Below are 2943 nucleotides of genomic sequence, written 5' to 3' on the forward strand. Positions count from 1 at the left end.
TGAATCACTGAAAATCAGATTATACCATGGAAAACATGTTATTAGGATATTTTCTGGGGATCGAAGTCACGGATTCAGGTGAAAACATTGGCCGGGAAGGCCTCGCCATTTGTTTCCATCAAAGGGTCGTTTGATGGATTTTTGATCATTGACCTATTCCTGGTCGTTGTTTTCGTAAAGCTATTGCCAAACATAGTTGGTCATGAACAATCGAATAACCGGTAAACACAAAGGAGCTTGAAATGAGTCGCGAAGCGCTGGATCAGGAGTTGGAACTGGCGGAAGGAGAGCCCGAAAACCTTACCGAGAGTGACAGCCCCGATCCGGTCTTGGCGGAGCACGGCCCCGATTGGGATGCTACGCAATGCTATCTTCAGGAAATTGGTCACAATCCACTGCTGACCGCTCTGGAAGAGGTGGAGTTGGGAAGGCTGGTGCAACAGGGCAATGCCGATGCCCGTCGGCGGATGATCGAGTGTAATTTGCGCCTGGTGGTGCGCCTGGCCCGCCGGTATGTCAATCGGGGTTTACCACTCTTGGACCTGATTGAGGAGGGCAATCTGGGACTCATGCATGCGGTGGAAAAATTTGATCCCGAACGGGGATTTCGTTTTTCCACGTATGCTACGTGGTGGATTCGTCAAAACATTGAGCGGGCGCTCATGAACCAGACCCGCACTATCCGTCTACCTATCCATATCACCAAGGAGCTTGCCTCGATTCTGCGTGCGGCCCGCTGCCTGGAGCAGAAACTCCATCGGGATCCGAGCCCCGAGGAATTGGCTGCCGCGCTGGAGCGACCCATTGACGAAATTCGCAATTATCTGGAAATGAACAATCGGGTGGGGAGTTTGGATGCAGGGCTTGATCGGGAAGGCGAGCGTAATCTCCAGGAAACTGTTTCTGATCCTGCGGTGCCCGGTCCAGAAGAGCGACTAGCAGCACAGGATTTGGCCCAACGCCTCCATACCTTGATTGGTGATTTGGAAGAGAAACAACGCTTGGTGCTGTACTGGCGCTTTGGCCTCGATGGGAATGACGGTGCCACGCTGGATGAGGTGGGTGCGCGTATGGGCTTAACCCGTGAGCGGATTCGGCAAATTCAGGTTGAGGGCTTGTTGCATCTCAAGCGCTGCATTGCTGCCGAGGGCCTGGATGTGTACTCGCTCTTTGCGTGAGGGGTTACCAGCCGGCAAGGAGTAGAACCGCCGCTAGCCCTTGATCTGGGGATCTTTTTGACCCCGTACCCCTGGATTGCCATTTTTCTGGATGGGCTGTAGGCGCTTCTTTGGTTAGATTCCACTACCGCTTTTGATGGCTGGTAGGCGTTTCCTGTTCTAATATTAGAGCATCAAAATATATTTTTATATAAAAAACAGAACACCTGCTATACTCATTGAAAATATTATGGGAGGTTGCTCATGCCAAATTTTCTGGATCAAGTTGCTTCCAAACCCCTGTTCGTAGCGGCCAGGAAAAGATCCAACCACATCACTGCCAAGATTACCGTAGCCGAGGATCGCACCCTTATCGTGCAGATCCCGGTAGACATATTCCATCTTCTCTGTGCTTGGCGCGGGCAAAGCTGCCGCCTGGTTACAGGCCAGGATTATGGAAGTTGCTGACCTGTCGCTAGAGGCGGTAACCCACTATCTGAACCTGATGATTCGCCAACAGATCCCCCTGTCCGAACTGGTCCGATGGAAAGCTGACCCATCGAATTTGCCCAGAATCAAGATATATCCATCTCTCCTTCGCCAGTTCTGTAGGGGGATGCACTCCTTCCATCGAATCAGAATACGCCACAAACTGCATAACTACTTACGAGTTACTAGAATGGATAAGCGCAACCATGGCTCTTCTTCCAGCATGACCGAGCATCCATCCAGGCGTGACAGCAATGGTCGCTAAGGGCTGAAGGGTCTGCCATGAGGCTTTCTGCTCATTGATGAGGATACATCGTGTACTGTATTGATCAGCATGTTTTACAAGATTGTGTAGATGCCTGTTTGGACTTTCAGACAACCAAGCCTTACCCGTGGCGCAACATTCAGGGCTTCTTGCGGCCAGAGATTTTTCATCAATTAGCTGCGGAGCTTCCTGATCCGAGCCTTTTCGAAAATCACATAGGGAAGAGCCGGGCCCATGGTCAGAAAAGTCATGACCGGCTGGCCTTACAAGTTCGACCCAGTCTGCTGCCCAAGCTCTCTCCCCACTGGCAGCAGTTCATCAAAGAACTGTATAGCCCCGCCTACCGGAACTTCTGGCGCCAGATGCTTGGGTTGGGTCCGCACAGTCCCGTCATTTTCACCATGCACTGGCACTATGCTCCGGCCGGGGCCTCCGTCTCCCCCCACACCGATGCACGCCGCAAGATCGGTTCCCACATTTTCTACTTCAACACGCCAGAGGAATGGGACGAATCTTGGGGCGGACAGACCCTGGTACTGGATGCCCAAGGTCGCTGGCCGCGGCATTCGGCCCCGAACTTTGATGATTTGCAAGAAGCCGGCGCATCTCAGGTTTTGGGCAATCGAAGCTTTCTCTTCGCCCAGAATTCAGCGTCCTGGCACGGGGTACGGGCGCTCACCTGCCCACCCGGAGTGTACCGCAAGGTCTTCATTGTGGTTGCCAATCGCCTCAGCGGCCAGGTGATCTGGCGACGCTTGCGGGGCAAGGATGCCGACGGTTACCGATTGGCTGGCTGACGGTCCTGATATTCTACTAATCCGGCTTGTTATCCTTGAATCTTACGCAGCCATTATTACCCCAGGACTTACGCATGAAAAGTTTCGTGCGCTCAATATCCTGGCAGCCAGTTGGCATCGGCTTGCTCCTGCTCGCCATTCTAGCCATCCATTATGTCATCATCGTGCTGGGCCCCCTGCATCTGTCGGGTGACGAAGCCCAGTATTGGACCTGGTCCCGACATCTCGCCTGGGG

At 53.1% G+C, this 2943-nt stretch carries 3 protein-coding genes; all 3 read left to right on the forward strand.

Features of this window, described 5'->3' with window-relative positions:
* Positions 1-242: 242 nt before the first annotated feature.
* The 3 genes from rpoS (at position 243) to RTI30_RS13740 (ending at position 2708) form a co-directional block, all read left to right on the forward strand.
* Complete coding sequence (rpoS, locus tag RTI30_RS13730; RefSeq protein ID WP_312284069.1) at positions 243-1178, forward strand: RNA polymerase sigma factor RpoS; 936 nt, start codon at positions 243-245, stop codon at positions 1176-1178.
* A gap of 243 nt (positions 1179-1421) precedes the next feature.
* A complete protein-coding gene (locus RTI30_RS13735) occupies positions 1422-1625 on the forward strand; it encodes a hypothetical protein (RefSeq protein ID WP_312284070.1) in 204 nt (67 codons plus the stop codon).
* 336 nt (positions 1626-1961) lie between these two features.
* Positions 1962-2708: a 2OG-Fe(II) oxygenase gene (locus RTI30_RS13740; RefSeq protein WP_312284071.1), complete on the forward strand. Its 747-nt coding sequence runs from the start codon at positions 1962-1964 to the stop codon at positions 2706-2708.
* Positions 2709-2943: the final 235 nt, after the last annotated feature.

It is taken from the genome of Candidatus Igneacidithiobacillus taiwanensis (genome assembly GCF_031962545.1).
GTDB lineage: Bacteria > Pseudomonadota > Gammaproteobacteria > Acidithiobacillales > Acidithiobacillaceae > Igneacidithiobacillus > Igneacidithiobacillus taiwanensis.